Below are 17,295 nucleotides of genomic sequence, written 5' to 3'. Positions count from 1 at the left end.
GATTACCATGGCTTCCTCTCCTGTAGGTGTTGACGCCAGCAACCGGACTCAATGATGGGGCGGCCGGCCAACCGCCCCTTGGGAAACAGGTATGCCTCGACGCGGCCGGCACCGTCGAGGGCAATGGACGTGCGCTCGTAGAAGCGAGGATGGCCCTCGAGCCTGTCGAGCGCCGCCAGCATGAGAGCGTCGACTTCGTACACCTCGCCCTCGACGGCGTGCTTGCCCCTGGAGGCGAGGGCAGGGAAGGGCCCGTAGTCGTAGAGGGTGAAGCGGGGCTGCGTCCGCGCTGGGCCGATGAGGCGTGCGCCGCGCAGGAGGCGGTGGTTGGGCTCGCCGGACAGCAGCGTTCCGTAGACGAAGACGCGCGTCGAAGTTGAAGCGCGCTTCACGCCGCACCTCCCAGGGCGCCTGCGAGCGCGGCGCGGTTGAAGCCCAGGCGCCCGTAGGCGTGCCAGAGGACGCGGAAGTAGCGGCCAGCGGGGGGCCAGGACTCGAAGTCTGCTTCGGGCTGGAGATACACCAGTGCGCGGCGGCGCAGGCCGGCCCTGTCCGTCACCAGTCGGGTGGCGCGCCGGTACGCGAGGGGGTGCCCCTCGAAGGCGTCGAGGGCGCGCACGTCCTCGGGAGTGAGGCGGTACAGCAGTCCTTCGACGTGGGCTCCGCGCACGCGCTGGAGACTGGCGACGGCGCCACCCCAGCGGCGGCTGTAGCCGCCAAACACCAGGGTGTGGCCGGGAAGGGTGGCCCGCGCTTCGACGGTGGCGCTGGGGCAGCGCGCGCGCATTTGGGCCCTGTCGAGGTTGGAGCCGTAGGCGAAGTAGAGCATAGGATTCTCGCGTTGAGGGCGGGCGCGCGGCCCGCCGTTGTCAGTGCCGACCAGGGCCCCGAAGGGCCCTGGCGTGAAGGCCGCTTCAGGCGGCGAGGGCTTCGTGCGCGTTGCCCTGGGCGCTCCCGCTGCCGCCCTGCGCGTCCTCGCTGCCAGGGGTGCCGTCCCCACCCGGGCCGCGCCTGTCGCGGCGCTGGCCCTTCCAGGCGGCGCTGCCCTCCAGGTGCTTGAGGAGGTGGAGGCGGGCCGTCTTGAACTCCTCGCCGATGAGGCCGAGATGGAGGAGGAACACCCGGAAGTCATACTTGGCGGTGGCGGGGTTGAAGTCGCGGCGCTTGCTGGAGGCGGCCTTCGAGGCCAGGGCGCGGGCGGCCAGGGCCAACACCAGTTGGACGTAGGCCTTCACCTCGCCCGCGTGGACCGAGCCGTTGAAGTAGCGGAATTCAATCGTGCCCCGGAAGAAGAGGCTGTTGAGGTTGAGGCCGTGGTAGCGGCTGGAGTCGTAGCGCTGCGGGGCGAGGTTGCGGCGTCCGTACCAAGCCTCATTCACGTCCTGGAGGGTGCGCGGGCGCCGGGCCTCCAGCCGCTGGAGGAAGGCCCCGTCGATGGGCTTGCAGAAGCGGTTCAGCCGCGCGGCGCTCACCCCGAGGGCGGTCTCCAGGAGGCGCTCCTGCTTGTGAATCATCTTCACGAGGTTGGTGACGCTCTGGGCCTCGAATCGGCTGCCGTCGACGTGGATGTGGATGCCGGTGGAGGCGTCGGCGCGAGCGCCGGCCTCGCGTGCGGCGCGCACCACCTGCTGTAAGGCGTCCATGTCCTGGTAGGTGAGGATGGGGGAGACGATTTCGCCGCTGTACTCGCCCCCGCTCAGCGAGCCGTCCGGCACCACCTTCCAGGCGCGGCCCTGGGGGTCCGTCACCTGCCAGCCCCGGTAGTCGCCGGAAACGTGCCCGCCCACCGCGCCCTGAATCGCGTGGGCCAGTTTCTGGCGGCTGGCGCCAACCGTTTCAATCTCAATTCCAAACCGGAGCGTCTTCATGGAGTTTGCCTCTCGCGTTCGCGCGGGGCTGTGGCGCCCGTCGCGAAACACATACACGCTCTTGTGCGCGAATGAGGCAAGTCCTCTTCGACGTCTGGTTGGGTGGGTTTCGGGTGTCTGGGATAGTTGCGAGAATTCGCGGGTTTTCGCGCCGGGCGCCTGTGAATGGGTGCGGCCAGTCTGCCTGGATTGGCGGCGGTAGGCGGAATTCCAGCGTGTGTGATTGTCTCGCCGGCAGGGCGTTGGGGATTGGCGGCATACCCCGGAGCGGACTGCCACTGCCTCGCCCGCTGATTCAGCCGGAAGAGCCTCTCACCTGCGCAGGGCTCCTGGCGTGCGCGCGCCGCATGCCGAGGGGCTCAGGAGGGGTCAGCCCACGAGGCTCTTGAGCATCGCCATCGCCCGCTCCGCTTCCTCCGGTGTTCCCTCTGCAAGCTCCACGTACACGAAGCCCCCGGAGTACATGAGTATGTCTGGGATCAGCTCAATGCGTACATTCCAGCACTCTCGCTCCGAGGTTGCCATCTCAACATCGGCGTAGAGGCGATGGAGGGCGGCGTTCAGCGTGCGCTGGCGTATCTCCCTCGGGAATCGCACCTCGATGTACGGCTGGGGAATCCCATAGCGCGCGGTGCGCTGTCCCACCATCATCAGTTGCTGGCTCGTCGTGGCCATCGTTATCCTCGCGTTTCGTAGGGATGTCGCCCCGTTGCGAAAGACATACGCGCTCTTGTTGATGCGTTATGCAAGTCGAGTCTTGAGGTGCGGCGCCTGTAGGCAGTGCGTCCGCGAGCATGGACGGCTTTCGTATGGCCGGGAACCCGCGCGGTGCTGCGGCGCGGATTCCCGCCGTCCTCTCCTTCAGCCCAGCAGTATGTTGAGGAGCGCCATGCCCCGCATGGCCTCGGCCTCGTCGCCTTCGGCCAGCTCCAGGTAGATGCGGCCGTGGTTCGGCTCCGAGAGGCGCTCGGACTGCACAATCCACCGCTCGCTGTTGGGGGTGTTCAGCTCCAGGCTGGCGGCGAAGGTGTGGAGCAGCGCGCTCACCTGCCGGTGGGTGGCGCCGGGCTGAAGGAAGATGTCCAGTTGCGGCTGGGCCGTGCCGTACCGGCTCTTGCCGAGGGTCAGCGTCAATACGGTGTTGCTGAAATCAACAACCTTGACCGGGACGATGAAGGTAGGGATGGCCGTGGCGCTCATAGTCGATATTCCTGCGGAGTCGCGCGGTGCTTTGTTGCCCGTCGCGAAAGGCATACACGCTCTTGTGGGTGAGCGTATCAAGTCTACTCTGCTGTCTTTGGGATGTATGTGCTGTCCGGGGCGTTGGCGTTCGGGCCGGGACGCTGTTCCTGATGGAGCACGTGGCTGGCGGTGAGGCAGGGCGTGTGCGCTCGGGCCCTATTTCGGCCTGCTCGCGTGGCTTGCCGGACGCGCCTGTCGCAGCCCGGCAAGGCCCTCGAATGGAGAGGGGCTGCGGCTAGGGCGCCCTCTTGGAGGCAGGGGCGGGCTTCGTGCCCTCCCGCTCGGCTTGAATCTTCATCAGCTTGTCGATGATCTCCGACTTCCTGGTTTCCCCCAGGTAGGGGAAACTGTTTCCGGTGTCGATGACATAGCGGCGCAGTTTCTTGACGGTCATTGCTTCCAATTCGCTGCGTGTCTTCATGTTGTTCCCTTGGGGGACTGCGTTGAAAGAGGGGCCGGTCGAAGGTCTCGGGCGGTGTTCCACTTCACGGCGATGTTGGCGCCCGCCTCGCGTGTGGACGGCGGGGCGGAGCGCGTCCGGGTTGGGGGCCTCTCGGCCTATTCGTTGTCCTGCTGGGGCGAGTGGGTACGGGCCTCACTCCTCCTCTTTTGGGGCGAAGCGCGCGGCGGCTTCGGTGGCGCCCATGGCCGTGAGTTCTCGGTGGACCGCGCGCTTGAAGAAACGAGTCCGGCTCGGGATGCCCGCGTCGCGCCAGGCCTTGTCCAGGACCGCCAAGTCCTCCGCGTCGAAGGAGAGGGGGATGACGCGCTTGCCGTCCTCGCCCACCTTCACCTCGCGCTCGGGACGGGGGCCCACCGGCACGCGCCCGGCCTCCGCCTCCCGAATCTTCCACTTGAGGTAGGGGATGTCGCTGCTGCCTGTCGGGCGTCCCACGACTTCGCGGTACTTCGCCTGCACCTCCTCGAGCGACATGTTGGCGAAGCGCCCGCGTCGGGGGGCCGGCTGCGTGCCCTCGGACGGGGTGTCGGCCCGTGCGGCAGGCGCCGGAGGCGCGCTGGGGGTGGCGGCCGTCGCCCGGTGGGTGGGGCTTCTCCGCTTCTTCGCGGCGAGTGCCTCCTCGATGCGGCGGATGAGGTGCGTCCTGTTGGGGCTGCGCGTCTCCTCGCCCACGACTTCGCGGTACCGGGCGCGCAGCTCCGTCAGGTTCATGGACTCCAGCATCTTCGTCTTCGTCGTCTTCGTCGTCTTCGGTGCGGCGTTGCGAGGCATGGTGGTGTTTTCCTTTCCGGGCCGTGGGTACACGTCTGCCGTTCACGGGGGCGGCCCGGCGGCCCTCGTGCGCGGCTGCCCCGCTGGGCGGGGCGTCGGTGGTGGTGGACTACTTGGTGGGTGTGTTGCTGGCGTCGCGCTTGCCGGCTTGGTAGGCCGCTTCGAGGGCGTCCCTCAGTTGCCATACCGCCACTTCGTAAATGTCGAGGCTGTCGCTATTGCGTGTCTTCAGTGTTTCAATGTTCATCTCCTCGCGCGCAACGCGTTCGAGGGTTTCTGCGGGCGCCCGGGCGGGCTTCGAGGGGCTGCTGGAGCGGGGCTTGATGGGTGTCATTGTTTCGTCCTCCCTGCGCGCCTTGGGCAGGCGCGTGTGAGGCATATGCGCTCTGGTTCGCGCGCATGGCAAGTCATTGAGCGCTGGGTTTGGGAGAGGGCCCGAGGTGCTACGGGGTGACGGCGGGAGTGTTGCCGGCGTCGCGCTTACCGGCTTGGTACGCCGCTTCGAGCGCAGCCTTCACTCCCCAAACCGACACGTTGTGGAAGTCGAGGCTGTCGCTCCATCGCTTCTCTAGTGTTTCGATGTCCATTTCCTCGCGCGCAATGCGCTCGAGGGTCTCTGCGGGCGCCTGGGCGGGCTTCGAGGCGTTGGCGGGGCCGGGCTTGCGGGGTGTCATTGTTTTGTCCTTTCGTGCGCCTTGGGCGTCGCGCGTGAGACATACGCGCTCTGTTTCGCGCGCATGGCAAGTCATTGTGCGCTGGGCTTTTGCAGATGCGCGAAGCACTCCAGGTCGATGGCGCGCGGGTCGACATGCACGAAGGAGGTGGTTCCGTCCGGGTGAATGGGAGCCGCGTCGATGCAGTCCTCGGCCGTTGCACCTCCGAGACGCGCCAGTTTTTCGTTGTCATTCACGTAGTAGTCGTCCGCGTCCGGGTTGGCGTCGGGGCGGAGGCCACCGCGCAGCACCGCGAAGATGCGGACCCTCTGCCCCCGGAGCCCGGGGATTTCATTGCCGATGTAGGTGGTGTCAGTGCCGATAAACATGCGTGTCTCCCTGTCGCGCAGTGGGCAGCGCGTGAAGACATACACGCTCTGTCTTGGGGACATAGCAAGTCGAGGAACGAGGGATTCGCGACGCCCCGGGGCATCGCGGCGCGAGGGGCTGTTTTACTGACGGTGTATGTCTATTGGCTGGGCTCTTCAGGGGCGCGGGGCTCCTCGTTGGCGGGCACCGCGATGCGCAAGCCCTGCGGAAACCAGCGCTCGCGAGCCTCCTGCGACAGGGGATGCACGGCCACCTTTCTGGCGCCGCCCCCCTTGGGCTTGAGCACCGTATGCAGGCGTCCGCGCTGGACGAGCTCTGCGTGGACATGGCCGACGAGGAGTCGGTGCAGGTGTCCGAAGCTCCCTGGCGCCGGATGCGCCGGCTCGCTCTCGGAGGCGCGGATGAGAAATTCGGTGGAGCGGCAGGCGGGACAGGGAGGGAGCTGGACGAGGCTGTCGTCCACGTCCTCCCGACGGGCGACGCCGACCTCGAGGGTGTCGAGGGAGAGGCGATTGCCGCTGCCGCACCGGGCGCAGCGCTGAAGTACGTCCTCGGTGGTGACTTCGTGAATGGCCATGGGGGCGCCCTTACGCGACAGCGGTGTACGAGCCGAACCAGTACGTCGCGGCGAGGCCTGGAAGGTTTTGGTGGCTGTAGAAGGCGAAGCCGTCTCTATCCGGCACCATGACGGTGGGATTGCCGACGAAGCTTCCGGAGAAGGCGTAGGGGCTGAGGGTGATGGAGGAGGGCGCGGAGGGGAAGCGACTGCGGAACGTCACCGAGCCTCCCCCGGACAGGTTGTCGTGCGCGGCGGTGTCGCTATTGCTGTACTGGAGGCCGAGCCGGCCCACCTCGCGCACGCTGCCCGCCAGCTCGAAGGAGGTGTTGTTGGCGGTGCTACTCAGGGGGAGTCGCAAGGTGCGCGTCCAGGAGGCGAAGGTGGCGGTGAGGCTGGCGTCATGGAGGAACTCCACCTCGTTGCGCGAGAGGCGGAAGCCGGCGGCAGCCGCGCCGGTGGTGTCCCGGGCCCAGGCGCTCCCATTCCAGGCGGCGTTGAGCGTGAACCACACCGAGTCGCTGTCGGCGTAGAGGCGCAGCCGCGCGGCGACGCCGCCCGCGCCCTGGGCGTCGAGAAGAAGGACGCGGCCGGCGCCGAGGACGGGCTGGAGGATGGCCTTGTGCTGGCCCGCCGCCGTCTCGTTGCCGCGGAAGTGCCCTCCGCTGAAGGCCGAGAGGACTTCCGCGAGGGCCGCTTCGACGGTGCCTGCCGTCAGCAGGTTGCCAGCATCCGCGACGGAGACGGCGGAGGCTGCATGCGCATCGGCGGGCTGGGTGACGTGCCCGTTGAGGAAGCCCAGCAGCGCGGCCACCTGCTGCCGCAGACTGCTGGCAGGGAGGGAGTGGGGCGTCCCGGCCAGCGCGTCTCCTCCGACACGAGAGGCGCCGGGGCTGTTTGCCGTCGTCTCGCCGAGGCGGGTGACGACCTCCTGGAGCTGGGCCTGCACGCTGGTGCTGCTGACGTAGCCGTGGGGTGTGGCGCCAATGGCGCTGGCGTGGTGGGCGCCGGTGGCCGCGCCCTGGTGGGCGTTGAGGAAGCCCAGCAGCGAGGAGAGCTGCACGTCCACGGTGCCCGCCGGAAGGAGGTTGGGTGTGCCGGGCACCGCGTCCGCGCCCACGCGGGAGGCGCCCGGTGTGCCAGCGGCGGCCGAGGAGAGCTTCTCGACGACTTCGTCCACGGCCTCCTGCACGGTGGTGGAGGTGAGAAAGCCGTAGGGAGCGTAGTCAACGGCACCGGCCTCATGCCTCCGGGTGTCGCCGGAGTAGTGCCCGGCGAACTCGCCGTCCACCGAGTCCAACGTCGCCTGCACCGTGTCCGCGCTGGGGCTCAGGACGTCCCAGGTGCCGCTCTCCACGGCCACGGAGGTTCCCCGGGCGAAGATGAAGGCCTGGCGGCGAGAGGTGTCCAAGTCCGCGGCGAGAATTTGCGTCTGCCCCGGGCGGCGCCGGACGTCACACAACAGCAGTTCGTCGGGTTGGAGGGCTGGCTTGGGCGCTTGGCCGGCAGGGCCCTCCGGCGCCTGGCGCACGACCAGCTCGAAGGACTCGTCGCGGCGGAAGTATACCTGCTGGGAGTTGCCGTCCGTGCGCGGCTCGGACAGCAGGCGGGTGAAGCGCAGGAAGACGCCCAGCCACCTCTCGCTGCCGGAGGTGGAGACGTCGGTGGGGATGCCGGAGACGTCCATGGCGCAGTCCACCGTCTGCCCGGTGCCGAAGAAGATGCGCTGGCCGAGGTTGTCGTAGGCGCGGCCCGGGGCCGTCAGGTCGACGGAGAGGTTGGGCACGGGGGAGTGCGGCGCGGGCACTGCCCCAGAGATGACACCGTGGACGCCCAAGTCCGAGGCGAGGTTTCGGTCCGCCTGTTCCAACTGCGCGAAGGCCAAATCCAGCTCGGCCTCGCTGACACGTTGCCTGAAGAAAAAATCCAGCCGGTTGCTCATGCCTGTGCCCTCCAGAGGAAGGCAAAGGCAGGGCGCGAGAAATCGGGGACATGCAGGGCGGACGTCAGTGCAGCAACGTCGTCTCGCCCAACTCGCTGAGTCCCAGCTCCCAGTGCTCCGGGAGAATGGGCGGCAGGGGCTCCACCAGGTCCACAAAGTGGGTGTGGGCGGGCTTGAGGTACTCGACGAGGGTGCGCAGGCGCTGGCGCTCCGCGGGCGAGAGGAGACGCTCCACCTCGACGTTGAAGGCGTAGCGGGCGAAGCGCTCCGAGGGGCCCAGCACCCAGTCCACGCCCAGCTCGGACTCGCCCAGCACGAGGGTGTCCGAGGCGAAGGGGGAGATGGCCCGAACCTCGATGCCGAGGAAGAAGCGGATGGCGTTGCGCAGGCCCAGGGCCGTGCCCTTCTGTCGGTACATGTCCACGAGGACGGAGGCCAGCCGGCGCCGGGCGAGGACGTCCAACTCGAAGGCGAAGGGGTTTCCCAAGTCCTGGAGGATGGCGTCCAGGAATGCCCCCGGCGCGCGCTCCAAGTCGAAGACGTCGGGGAAGGCGTCCAAGTCAGAGAGGAGCAAGTCCGTCACCTCCTGGAGACAAGAGATGAAGCGGTGCAAGTCTCCCGTGACGTCGTCGCGACGGTTGTGGCGCGGCAGCATGTCCCAGAGCTGGAAGCTCCGGGAGGGCGGCCTGGCCGGCCGGAAGCCCGCGAAGGTGGCGCGGTGGTAGGGGGCGAGCACCAGGTTGCCGTGGGCGTCCGTCACGCCCTCCACGAGCACCTCGTACCCCACGTCCGGTGTCAGCTCCGTGTCGAGGGCGAGGTGGACGAGGGGGCCGTCCGCCGCGGCGCCAACGGAGGCCACCGGGACTGCGGGCGCGCCGCGAGCCGTGAAGGTGAAGCGCGCGGAGGGTGGCACCCGCACGTCCTCGTCGAAGGCCAGGCGCACCGACTTCGCTGCCAGGGCCTGCGCACCCACGAGACGGGGCGCCGTCCTGTCCTCCACGGTGAAGGTGTACGTCTCGTCGAGGAGGTGCGCGCCGCCGGACGTGGCCGAGACGACGCGTACGGAGACGGTGGCCTGGCTGACCAGCGGTACCGCTGGATGGAGAACCACACGCAGGGTGTCCGCCGTTTGCGTCACCTCCGCCAGCGGCCCCATGAAGGCGGGTTGTACCTCGACGCTGGCCCCGCCTTCGAAGGCGAGGAAGCCATCCACCCAGACGCGTGTTGCTGCCCGGGCAATGCCGTCCGTGCCGACGTCCACCAGTTCCAGCCCGAGTGTCGTGTCAATGGGGACATCCGCCTCCTCGGGGCCCGGGGCACGGTTGAGGAGGAGGGGACGGCGCGTCTCGGCGAAGAGGGAGACGGTGTCGACGTAGAGGGCGGGCAGCTCAACGGTGGCCATGGGGCTTCCTCACGGGGAAACGAGCTCCAGGCGGACGCCCACCGTGTGGACTCCGGAGAGCTTCGAGACGTTGGCGGCCAGGTCCGAGACGATGCGCTCGCGGCCCGGGCGCCCGAGAAACCGGGCGTACTTCACCCCGTCCACGACGAGGGACGCTTCCCAGGCCAGGCCCACCGGGGCGCCTGAAGGCACACGGAGGCGCAAGGCGGCGCGGACCAGGTCCACGCTGGTGACGTCCACGGCTTGCGTCACCTCGGCGAAGTCCCCAAGGGCCAGCTCGAAGCGGCGTCCCGGCTCCTCGTCGCCGAGCACGAAGAGGTACTCGCCCGAGGCGGGCGTGGCCCGCTGGGGCTGAATGCGGCCCTGCCCCAGGCCCAGGCGACTGGAGAAGGCGGTGAGGGCCATGTCTTCACACCTGACGGGACAGCTCGAGCGAGTCGAAGTAGGCCCGGCGCGTGACGTCCTTCACCGCGAAGCCGAAGCCGCCCCGGCCCGAGGTGAGGGGCTGACTGCCGGAGTTGATGCCGAGGGCGTCGTCGATGAAGTCGGCCATGCCCGGCACGGGCTGCCAGTCGGGAGGCGTGCCGAGCGGGTGCGCGGCCAAGTCATTCTGGAGGGCCTTGAGGACGACGTCACCGTTGGCGTTGACGATGACGTCCAGGCGCAGGTGCAGCCAGGTGCCCTGGGTGAAGCTGGCCGAGGACTTCAGGAGGACGCCGGGGCCGTCCGCGTCGGGAAGCCCGGTAGCCACCGCGCCCTTGCGGAGCACCACCCGGTGCGGCTCGTCGTCGGAGAGGCCCAGCAGGTAGGCGGAGTCGTTGACGGAGGTGCCCTGTCCGCACAGGAAGAGGAAGGGGGAGAAGCCGGTGGGGCCGCCACCGGGCCCTCGTTGGAGACAGCCTCGAATGCTGCCTCCCTTGGCCATGGGGGCGAAGTCAGGGAGGTTGGCGAAGAGGGCAACGGCGCCCTGGCCGGCCGACAACGAGTTGAAGGCGAAGAGGAAGTTGCCGCCGCCTGGGGGACGGGCAATGCCCGCCGTCACGCCCCTGTCCACGGTGGCGATGTCGAGTCCTTGATTGAGGTAGCTCCAGTCTGCGAGTGCCATGGTGTCCTCACTGCGTGGCGGCCAGCGGCCACCCGGTGTCGAAGTCCTCGGTGGGCTGAGTGGTGTTGAAGAGGGCCCCTTGCGCCGTCACGTCCTCCCAGCGCCAGGCGTAGCCCTCGTTGGTGTGCCAGCGCTGCTCGAAGTGCTCGTGCGGCGAGTCGCTGAAGAGGCCCTCCACGGAATCTGCGTCCGCCCAGTCCACGAGGAAGGCGCCCTGGCCCCACGTTTCGACGACGTTCCCCTCGAAGCGGTGCGGGACGAGCTGCGCGGGCGGCAGCTCGAAGAGGAAGCCGTCGTTGTCCCAGCCCCGAGAGAAGGCCTCGAAGCCCTCGCGCTGGCCGGAGAAGAAGGCGAGGGCCACAGGGACGTCGGAGAGGGCGGCGCGCCACGCGTACCAGCGCTCGAAGTCCTCGCAGGACTCCTCCGGCACACCGAAGCCCGCCAGGACTTCAAGGCGCGTCACCGACGTCAGCGTCCAGTGCGCAGCCTCGCCGGGCCGGGCGCCCGCGTCCTCGAAGCTGGGGTTGAGGAGCGCCATGTCAGAAGAGCCCTCCGGTGTCGCCATCCTGCAGGGTGACGCTGCCCAGCACCGGCAGCTCCCGCACCGTCAGCTTCACGTCCGCAGGCAGGCCGTTGAGTGTCAGGTCCATTCGCGCGTCGCCCAGTTTCCGGACGCCGGGCACGTCGCGGATGACGTTGAAGACGTCGGACCAGGCCACCTCTCCGGCGGGGGAGCCATGGGCGTCCTTGAGGTTGAAGCCGAAGTCGATGCGCGTGTTGGGCGTGCCATCCGGCTCGCTGACGCGGAAGTGGGCGGCGAGCGCCTGGCGGACGCGCGAGGCGACGTCCTGGGCCGAAGCGCCCTGGCGCAGGAAGAGGCGGGCGGAGACGTCCACGCGCCGGTACACCGGCTCCTGGACGCTCACCTGGAAGGTGAGGGTGCAGGGGTAGACTTCCGTCACCTGGCGAAGCACCTGGGCCTTGAGCGCGGGCGTAGGCACCCCGCCGCCTTGGGGCACCACGTAGAGGATGCCCGCGTTCTCCCCAATGGTGGCGTCTTCGTTGGACGTCAGCATGAGGGCGCGGGCCACGCTGGGCAGGCGCCGGGCGTTGATTTCGAAGTCCTCGCGGGAGACGGTGCGCGTCAGGGCCCGGAGGCTCTCAGGGGCGAGCAGCTTCGCGGAGGCCACAGTCTGCCTGTCCGCGCCACCCGAGGCGGGGGCGGGGTTGTGGACGGACACCTGCACCGCGTGGCCGTGGGCGTCCCGGAAGCTGCCCTCCACGACGACGAGCCGGCCTGCGTCCACGTTGCCGGCCGCGCCGCCGCCCGTCTTGTACACCACCGCCACGGTGCCAGCGGGAGGCAGGCCGTTGGTGCCGGTGCCGAAGCGGACGGTGGCCTTGTCCCCCTGGTCGACGCTGACGAGGAAGTGGGCGTCGGAGGCGCGGGAGTTGAGGAAGGTGTCCACCTCGCTGAAGGCGCCCTGGGCGGTGGACACGCGGGCGGAGCCGTCGAGGTAGGGGGCGAAGTCCAGGTGCGCCTCGAAGTCAGCGAGGCCGCGGGCGTCGAAGAGCTGGGTGTGCGTCTTCGAATGCTCCACCACGGCGACGACGCGCGGTGGGTTGGCGCCGGCCGGAATGGTGGCGGGCGCCAGCAACTGGAAGCGGACGGCCTCCGTCACCTCCTGCGTGCGGACGACGGTCCCGGCGAGGAAGGTGACGGGAGCTGCGGGAGGCTGGGCCAGGCGCAGCTCCACCTCGGCTGTGGCCGCCTGCGCGCCGTGCAGCCGATAGCCCAGCATGCGCGCCAGGGCGATGACGTTACGGCGCTGGGTGGCCGTGGAGAGGCGTGATTCGCGAGCGAGGTTGTCCTGGTAGAAGCCGAGGACGTCGCCGACGAAGGCGTACATCTCCAGCAGGACGTTGCCGAAGCTGGCGACGTCGAAGTCGCTCCAGTCCGGGAAGACGCTCTTCGTCAGCGCCATGAGGCGCGCGCGCAGGGCGTCGAAGTCGCGGTGGGTGTAGTCGGTAGACGCGGGGAGAAGTGGCACGTCGGCGAAGGCCTCCACCGGGAGACAAAGGCCTTGAGCCCACTTCTTTTCGGGGACATGGGGACATCGACAGCGCTTCGGGCCGGCCTTGCGCCGCATGCGCAGGGCCGGGGCTCTGCTGCCTCGTCCTACCCGAACAGCGTGCGGAACTTCTCTTCGTCACGAGCATGCAGCCGCTCGGCGAAGCGTTGGGCTTCGTCTGGCGCCGGGGGGCACCTGCGCGCCGGGACAAGAAGGGTGTACTCGTCGCGTGGGCTGGGCCCGAAGAGAATGAGGCCGAGCCCGCGCAACTGGCAGCGAGCTACCAGCTCCCGCTTGTCGCTGAAGGCGAGGGTACGTGGCAGGGCAAGGTACGTCTTCGTGGCGAAGAGCTGGTGGGCCACCGTCCGCCCATAGGCTGAGAGGAGGTCCTCCGTCGTGTTCCTGACTTCGACAGCGAGGATTTCGGGAGTCCACGAGAAGGCGTCCCCCGCGCATCGCCGGTACACGCCGACGATGTCCGGCACCCCCCATGGGTCGCCGAGGCCTTGGCTGCCCATGGGGACTGCGGCGGTGAGCTCCTCCACGTCTCCCTCGAGGAATGCGGCGAGGGGCAGGAGGAACTCCTCTTCCCGGGCAGCGGGCCCGGCGGCCTTGAGTTCGCCCATTCCGGCGGGGACGAAGAGGCCGCGCTCAGGCCTGCTGATGACGTTTGTGAAGGTCAGGCGGCCCAGGGCGCGGAGGGCCGGAGGAATGCAAGCGAATGGGGCCTCGGGGTGTTGGTTGTGCACCTCTCGCGCCAGGGACATGAGGCGAATGCCAGAGGGATGTTTGCGGACAACCTTCACCGCTTCCTCCTGAAGCTGCCGGATGTGAAGCCGGCTGACTTCACCCCGTGCGTTGTAGAAGCAGATGTGCTCGCCGGCTTCCCACCAGTGCAGGGTGAAGTCTTTGCCATCCATGTATTCTGTTTGTCGGCTCATTGAGTGAGGTGCTCCGTTTGAGGTGAGCCATACAGCCCTCTGGTGCGCGGAGAAGTCCACTCGGATGCGTGGGATTGGAGCGCCACTTAGCCAGGGAGGGGCGCCTCGAAGTCCGCTGTCGTGTCACCTTCGCGCACGCGCACACGAAGCGTCAGCGTGGCCGCCTCCTGCTCGACACTAATCCGCACGAGCTGGACGCCAGGCAGCCAGCGCGCGAGGGCGTCACGGACGTACACGCGCGCCAGCTCCGCCAGCACCGTGTCGTTGCGCTGGTGGCGAAGGCGCGAGAGGCCCGCGCCGAAGCCGGTGCGCCAGGGCAGCTCGCCGGTGGAGTGGGGCGTGGCGCCTTCCGTCAGCAGCACCTGCCGCACCTTCGATGCGAGCAGCTCGGCCCCGCTGCCCACGGCGAAGTCCCGCTTCCTATCGCGCCGGAAGGGGACGAGGAGATTCCGAGGTTGCTGGCTCAAGGTGTCCTCCTCACGGAACCGGGATGGCCGCGCGCACCTGCTGCAGCGTGCGGACGATGGCATCGAGGGGGGCAATGGCTTCTTCCAGCGCGCTGCCCTCAAGACTGGAGAAGTCCGGCACCTGGGGGCCGCCCACCAGGCCGAGGAGGACGTTGAGGAGGGCCATGAGCTGGGAGAGGGCACCCAGGGCCTTGCCGACGTTGGCGGCCTCCTGCGAGACGTTCGCCTCCGCGCAGCCCGCCACCGCGAGGAGGCCCTCGTCTCCAAGCTGGGCTGCGCGAAGTCGGGCCCGCGCGACGCTCGACAGGCGCAGTTGCAGGTGGAGGAGTTGGCCACGGGCGTGCCCCAGCTCGCCCAGGACGATGTCGATGACGCCCACCACCGCGAGTGGCACCGAGAGCTGGGGGACGAGGCGGAGCAGCTTGGACACCTTCTCGGCCAGATTCGGCAGGGCCGCGGCGATGGCTGTTGGGTCCGGCGGCGGCCCCAGCGCGTCGGGTATTGCCTTCACGACTTCGACGAGGGCCAGCACCGCGCCGATGATGTCGAAGAGCGGCGTGAGCGGCGCGAGCGCTGGCTGGACGGCCTGCAGGAGCTGGTGGTGCTGCAGCGTGGCCCCGCCGGGCAGGGTGAGGGTAGGCGCCTCGGGGAGCGGCGGGATGTGGACGCAGATGGGCAATGGCATGCGGGCCTCAAATCGGCTCAGCGATGGGGCGGACGATGCGGCCGGCGATGGTGACTTGAGCCGCCTCCAGGGAGATGGCGCCCACCGCGCGCAGAGTGAGGGCGGTGGTGGCTTCCAAGGTGACGGTGTTCTCCTCAGCGTCGAAGGTGAGGCAGTCGCCCGTCTTCCGGTTGGTGAGCTTCAGCTTGCGGTGGCCCGCGGACTCGTCGAGTTCGACGCGGAAGGTGGGCGTGGCGAGGACGCGGTTGTCGGGCGGAGACACCTGGGCTTCTTCGGGCACCTCGCTCTGTCCGCCCGGCTTCCCCCAGTGCGCGCTGAGGTAGTAGGGGGCGTCGATGTCGCCCTGGTTGAAGAAGACGGCCACCTCCGCGCCCACGTGCGGCACCGCGAAGAAGCCCGTGTCCTTGGCGCCACCGCCGGAGGTGCCCAGCGGCCAGGCCCAGGCGGACTCGGGCTCGAGGACGCCGGGGATGCACACGCGGACGCGGCCGAGCTGCGCCTCGTCGTCGCGCTGGGTGACGTAGCCCACGTACATGCCGAGGAGGCGCGTGTCGTGGGCGAGGATGTCGTCGTCGAAGGTGCTCATGGTGGGCTCGCTACCTGGGGAAACTCATTCCGGCTTCCGGGTCCTCGACACCGATGGGCTGCCCGTCACGGTGGTACTCGATGTACCGGGTGCCGGTACGCTTCTCGAATGCCTCTACTTCCTTCAGCGCCCCCGTCGTCGAGGGTGCGCTGGTGTTGGACTGGCCGCCCTGGGGCTGGCCTCGCTTCTCGGCGCTGGCTTGCTGACGCTGCCCCGTGCCGTCACGCGACAGCTTCAACTCGCAGGTGTAGCCAGAGGACGAGAGGACGTGCTTCGCCTCGGTGACGTAATACTTCCCGGACAGGAAGCTGGAGATGCCGCGCACCTCCACGACGGACTTCGCACGCAAGCTGGGGTTGCCCACCACCTGGAGGGACAGCTTCACAGTGCCGGCTTCCGCGCGTCGGAAGCGGGCCTCGGATTCACGCTGGGCTTGGGCTGGTGTCGATGCCGAGGTGGGCTGGACGCTGGTGGTGCTGTTTCGTAGCTGCAGCGCGGTGGTGCCCGTGCGCTTGTCCACCACCTCGAGAAAGTCCGCGAGGGTGGTGCGCTCCACGGTGCCACTGCTCGCCTGGGCTTCGAGGTTTCTCTTGGCCATGGCGTCCCGGCCACGCACGTCCACCTTGCCCACTCGGCGGCCCAGCTCAGACTCGACGTTGACGGAGAGGATGTCGCCCCGGCCCGCGTCCGCGTACCACCACAGCACCTGGGTGGGCGTGGCGGCCTGGTTGCGCGGGCCGAAGGTGAGGCCCCTGTCGTCGACGTGGAACTCGAACTCCTCCCGCGCGGCCAGGCGCCGGAGAAAGCGCGCATCCGTCTCCCCGGCCTGGTGGATGGTGTCGAAGGACTCTCGGGTGTCCTCGACGTGGATGGAGGCCTCCTCGTAGCCGTACTCGGCAGCCACCTCGCGCACCACCTGGGCGCGCGTCTTGCCCTTCCAGGTGCGCGTCTTCGCCTCGCGGTGCATGAGGGCGCTGAGCGCCTGGCCCTCGACGGTGAGCACCTGGAAGCCCTTCAGCTTCTTCACCACGACTCGCCGTGGAGGCGCCATGAGCCCCGGGTAGCCCCAGGACACTTCCAGCACTGCGCCGCCCACCAGCTCGGCCCTGTCGAAGAGCGCCAGGTCGAAGTTGTCCAACTGGAGGGACAGCTTGTCGGCCTTCGTCGCGCTGTCCTCGAAGGTGAGGCCGAGGACGCGCCCTTCAAGGGAGAGGGGCTCACCGCTGCGGGCCTTCTCGTGTGCCAGCAGCGTGAGGCGCACGCCAGGCGCAGTCCTGTCGAGGGGCCGCGTCATTCGCCAACCTTCCGCCGCTGCTCGCTGAGGATGACGTCGGTGAGGACGCGCAGCGAGGGAATGAAGAGGCGGCGCCCGGCCTCCAGCTCCAGGGTGGGGTCCACGATGGGTTCGGGTTGAAAATCAGCAAGCACCCACCAGAAGCCGCAGGCGCGCGGGAGGGGCGCGAAGTAGCGGCCGGCGAGGACCCAGAGGGAGTCGCCCTGGGCGACGAGGTGGACGCGCGTGTCCGCATGCGGCTGGTAGCCGTAGGGCACTCTCTCGGTGAGGAAGAGGCGGCTGGCCTCGTCCCGGAGGCCAAGGGAGAAGGAGTAGCGGCTGCCGGCGTGAGGGGCCACTACGGCACCTCCTGGCGGAGCTGCTCGGAGGTGATGCGGGTGTCCAGCACCTCCTCGAAGGTGACGGTGGCGGTGTAGACGAGCACGCGGCCGTCGACGGCGAGTTGGCGGTACTGGAACTCCACGCTGGCGACGACGCACTCCACGGTGAGGACGCCGGGCCAGAGCACGAGGACGCGCGGTGGTGCCGTCGCCAGCACACCCTCGGTACCCGCCGGAGGCACGGTGAGAGCGCGGACGAAGCCGCGGAACTCCATGATGTTGGAGGCGTCGGCCTGCTGCGTGGCGAAGAAGGCGTCCAGGTAGAACTCCACGCCCGAGAGCTGTCGGTTGGAGGTGCCCTGAAACTGGAGCACCTGGTGAGACAGGCCGGGCACCGCGAGGCGGTTCCAGTTCACCTGGAGCTTCTCGGTGAGTTGCGTGGGGTTGAAGAGGCACTCCATGGCCTCGGCGGTGAGGACATTCACCAGCACGCAGCGAGGGGGACGGGCGAGGCCAGCAGCGAAGGACACGTGGGGCCTGC

The 17,295-nt window shown here is 68.8% G+C and carries 24 protein-coding genes; all 24 read right to left on the bottom strand.

Annotated features, from left to right (window positions below):
• Nucleotides 1-2: 2 nt before the first annotated feature.
• The gene (locus tag HNV26_RS04435; protein ID WP_171443244.1) at nt 3-392 is read right to left on the bottom strand and encodes a gamma-glutamylcyclotransferase family protein; all 390 of its coding nucleotides are present in this window, start codon (nt 390-392) and stop codon (nt 3-5) included.
• Nucleotides 389-829, bottom strand: coding sequence for a gamma-glutamylcyclotransferase family protein (locus HNV26_RS04430; protein WP_171443243.1), 441 nt, complete (start codon nt 827-829; stop codon nt 389-391). Before HNV26_RS04430 ends, HNV26_RS04435 begins: the two co-directional genes overlap by 4 nt.
• 85 nt (nt 830-914) lie before the next feature.
• On the bottom strand, nt 915-1,868 hold the full coding sequence (locus HNV26_RS04425; RefSeq protein WP_171443242.1) for an amidoligase family protein: 954 nt from the start codon (nt 1,866-1,868) through the stop codon (nt 915-917).
• 369 nt (nt 1,869-2,237) lie between these two features.
• Entirely contained in the window at nt 2,238-2,543 is a 306-nt protein-coding gene (locus HNV26_RS04420) for a hypothetical protein (protein ID WP_253816211.1), read from the bottom strand.
• A 186-nt stretch (nt 2,544-2,729) separates the two neighbouring features.
• On the bottom strand, nt 2,730-3,068 hold the full coding sequence (locus HNV26_RS04415) for a hypothetical protein (protein WP_141593109.1): 339 nt from the start codon (nt 3,066-3,068) through the stop codon (nt 2,730-2,732).
• Between the two features lie 277 nt (nt 3,069-3,345).
• Nucleotides 3,346-3,504: a hypothetical protein gene (locus HNV26_RS04410; RefSeq protein ID WP_246137635.1), complete on the bottom strand. Its 159-nt coding sequence runs from the start codon at nt 3,502-3,504 to the stop codon at nt 3,346-3,348.
• A gap of 201 nt (nt 3,505-3,705) precedes the next feature.
• A complete protein-coding gene (locus tag HNV26_RS04405; protein WP_171443241.1) occupies nt 3,706-4,341 on the bottom strand; it encodes a DUF2924 domain-containing protein in 636 nt (211 codons plus the stop codon).
• 109 nt (nt 4,342-4,450) lie between these two features.
• Nucleotides 4,451-4,675, bottom strand: a complete 225-nt coding sequence (locus tag HNV26_RS04400) for a DUF6900 domain-containing protein (protein WP_171443240.1) — start codon at nt 4,673-4,675, stop codon at nt 4,451-4,453.
• Nucleotides 4,676-4,784: 109 nt separating this feature from the next.
• Nucleotides 4,785-5,015 carry a DUF6900 domain-containing protein gene (locus HNV26_RS04395; protein WP_171443202.1) on the bottom strand — a complete coding sequence of 77 codons (231 nt, stop codon included), beginning with the start codon at nt 5,013-5,015 and terminating at the stop codon, nt 4,785-4,787.
• Nucleotides 5,016-5,086: 71 nt separating this feature from the next.
• On the bottom strand, nt 5,087-5,383 hold the full coding sequence (locus HNV26_RS04390; RefSeq protein WP_171443239.1) for a hypothetical protein: 297 nt from the start codon (nt 5,381-5,383) through the stop codon (nt 5,087-5,089).
• 140 nt (nt 5,384-5,523) lie between these two features.
• A complete protein-coding gene (locus HNV26_RS04385) occupies nt 5,524-5,961 on the bottom strand; it encodes a hypothetical protein (RefSeq protein ID WP_171443238.1) in 438 nt (145 codons plus the stop codon).
• A 10-nt stretch (nt 5,962-5,971) separates the two neighbouring features.
• On the bottom strand, nt 5,972-7,882 hold the full coding sequence (locus HNV26_RS04380; protein ID WP_171443237.1) for a hypothetical protein: 1,911 nt from the start codon (nt 7,880-7,882) through the stop codon (nt 5,972-5,974).
• A 64-nt stretch (nt 7,883-7,946) separates the two neighbouring features.
• Complete coding sequence (locus tag HNV26_RS04375; protein ID WP_171443236.1) at nt 7,947-9,284, bottom strand: phage tail protein; 1,338 nt, start codon at nt 9,282-9,284, stop codon at nt 7,947-7,949.
• Between the two features lie 9 nt (nt 9,285-9,293).
• The gene (locus tag HNV26_RS04370; RefSeq protein ID WP_171443235.1) at nt 9,294-9,689 is read right to left on the bottom strand and encodes a hypothetical protein; all 396 of its coding nucleotides are present in this window, start codon (nt 9,687-9,689) and stop codon (nt 9,294-9,296) included.
• A 4-nt stretch (nt 9,690-9,693) separates the two neighbouring features.
• Complete coding sequence (locus tag HNV26_RS04365; RefSeq protein ID WP_171443234.1) at nt 9,694-10,389, bottom strand: hypothetical protein; 696 nt, start codon at nt 10,387-10,389, stop codon at nt 9,694-9,696.
• Nucleotides 10,390-10,396: 7 nt separating this feature from the next.
• Entirely contained in the window at nt 10,397-10,927 is a 531-nt protein-coding gene (locus tag HNV26_RS04360; protein WP_171443233.1) for a hypothetical protein, read from the bottom strand.
• Between the two features lies 1 nt (nt 10,928).
• On the bottom strand, nt 10,929-12,458 hold the full coding sequence (locus tag HNV26_RS04355; RefSeq protein ID WP_171443232.1) for a baseplate J/gp47 family protein: 1,530 nt from the start codon (nt 12,456-12,458) through the stop codon (nt 10,929-10,931).
• A gap of 110 nt (nt 12,459-12,568) precedes the next feature.
• Nucleotides 12,569-13,462 (bottom strand): hypothetical protein, encoded by an 894-nt coding sequence (locus HNV26_RS04350; protein ID WP_366816749.1) that lies wholly within the window; start codon nt 13,460-13,462, stop codon nt 12,569-12,571.
• A gap of 26 nt (nt 13,463-13,488) precedes the next feature.
• A complete protein-coding gene (locus HNV26_RS04345) occupies nt 13,489-13,869 on the bottom strand; it encodes a GPW/gp25 family protein (protein WP_171443231.1) in 381 nt (126 codons plus the stop codon).
• 10 nt (nt 13,870-13,879) lie between these two features.
• Nucleotides 13,880-14,554 carry a hypothetical protein gene (locus HNV26_RS04340; RefSeq protein WP_171443230.1) on the bottom strand — a complete coding sequence of 225 codons (675 nt, stop codon included), beginning with the start codon at nt 14,552-14,554 and terminating at the stop codon, nt 13,880-13,882.
• Between the two features lie 7 nt (nt 14,555-14,561).
• Nucleotides 14,562-15,140 carry a phage baseplate assembly protein V gene (locus tag HNV26_RS04335; protein WP_171443229.1) on the bottom strand — a complete coding sequence of 193 codons (579 nt, stop codon included), beginning with the start codon at nt 15,138-15,140 and terminating at the stop codon, nt 14,562-14,564.
• A 10-nt stretch (nt 15,141-15,150) separates the two neighbouring features.
• On the bottom strand, nt 15,151-16,434 hold the full coding sequence (locus HNV26_RS04330; protein ID WP_171443228.1) for a phage late control D family protein: 1,284 nt from the start codon (nt 16,432-16,434) through the stop codon (nt 15,151-15,153).
• A complete protein-coding gene (locus tag HNV26_RS04325; protein WP_171443227.1) occupies nt 16,431-16,772 on the bottom strand; it encodes a LysM peptidoglycan-binding domain-containing protein in 342 nt (113 codons plus the stop codon). The genes HNV26_RS04330 and HNV26_RS04325 overlap by 4 nt, the downstream gene beginning before the upstream one ends.
• On the bottom strand, nt 16,772-17,284 hold the full coding sequence (locus HNV26_RS04320; protein ID WP_171443226.1) for a CIS tube protein: 513 nt from the start codon (nt 17,282-17,284) through the stop codon (nt 16,772-16,774). The genes HNV26_RS04325 and HNV26_RS04320 overlap by 1 nt, the downstream gene beginning before the upstream one ends.
• Nucleotides 17,285-17,295 lie beyond the last annotated feature (11 nt).

The sequence above is a fragment of the Myxococcus xanthus genome, from assembly GCF_013116825.1.
GTDB classification, from domain to species: Bacteria; Myxococcota; Myxococcia; order Myxococcales; family Myxococcaceae; genus Myxococcus; species Myxococcus xanthus_B.
This window is presented reverse-complemented; position numbering and strand designations above follow the sequence as displayed.